The sequence below is a fragment of the Intrasporangium chromatireducens Q5-1 genome (genome assembly GCF_000576575.1).
Lineage (GTDB): Bacteria > Actinomycetota > Actinomycetes > Actinomycetales > Dermatophilaceae > Intrasporangium_A > Intrasporangium_A chromatireducens.
In genome coordinates this window covers 1-1,011 of the sequence record NZ_AWQS01000513.1, presented here as the reverse complement: position 1 = coordinate 1,011, position 1,011 = coordinate 1, and the positions used below count along the sequence as shown (strand labels likewise).

Annotated in this window: 2 protein-coding genes; both read right to left on the bottom strand. The window is 74.0% G+C overall.

The genetic code is table 11. The features are described from left to right. Positions 1-727, bottom strand: a 727-nt coding sequence (locus N864_RS22620; RefSeq protein WP_034722889.1) for an ABC1 kinase family protein, incomplete at its 3' end; no start/stop codon positions are given. Between the two features lie 81 nt (positions 728-808). Beyond that, on the bottom strand, positions 809-1,011 hold a 203-nt coding region (locus tag N864_RS25325; protein ID WP_034722886.1), incomplete at its 5' end, for a hypothetical protein.

Sequence of the window (1,011 nt, the reverse complement as noted above, 5' to 3'; positions counted from 1 at the left end):
CCCCGTCGAGCCACTCGGAGACGATGACGCTCTGGGTGCCCTCGACGACGTCGGGGATCGCGAACTGGGGGTCGTCGGCGAAGGCCTCGGCGAAGGTCGCCTGGGCATCCGCCTCGAGGCGGTAGTCGAGCTCCTCCGCCATCCGGTCGCGCAGCTCGTCGAGGATGGGCCCGAGCTCGATGCCGGGGACCCACCCGGCGGCGACCCGCGTCACCCTCGAGATCTGCCGGAGGTCGCTCATCAGGGCCGTCGCGGCCCCCGGGTACTGGATCTTGACGGCGACGTCCCGCCCGTCGGCCCACACGGCCCGGTGCACCTGGCCGATGGAGGCGCTTGCGGCCGGCGCGTCGTCGAACTGCTCGAACCGGTCGCGCCAGTCCTGGCCGAGGTCCTCGGCCAGGACGCGGTGCACGGAGGCGGTGGGCATCGGCGGGGCGCTGTCCTGCAGTTTGGTCAGCATGGCGCGGTAGGGCCCGGCGAGGTCCTCCGGCAGGGCCGCCTCGAAGATCGAGAGGGCCTGGCCGAACTTCATCGCCCCACCCTTGAGCTCGCCCAGGACCTGGAAGAGCTGCTGGGCAGTGCGTGCCTGCAGCTCGGCTGTGACGACCTCGGCGGGGCGCCCGCCGAGCCGCTTGCCGATCCCGAGGGCCGTCCGGCCGGCGAAGCCGAGGGGCACGGTGGCGAGCTTCGCGGAGCGCACGACCGCACGGCGGGGCAGGTCCGTCATGCCTGGGTGCTCCGAATCACGGTGGGTCTCCTCGTCGTCACCAACCGAGCCTAGATCACGTGGGGAGCGCGACAGCCGGCATCACGCAACGTCGGCCCCGGCCCGGACGTGCTGCCGGCATCGCGGGTGGCGCGTCCACCGGCGGTGGTCGACGCGGGGCCACGGCGTGCGGACCTCGAGCGCGAGGCCCTCTGGCGGCAGCTCGCCGGTGAGCAGGCCGAGCGCGAGGACGGCCACGCTGCCTGCGACGAAGGGCACCACGCCGGCCGGGACGCCGTCCCGTC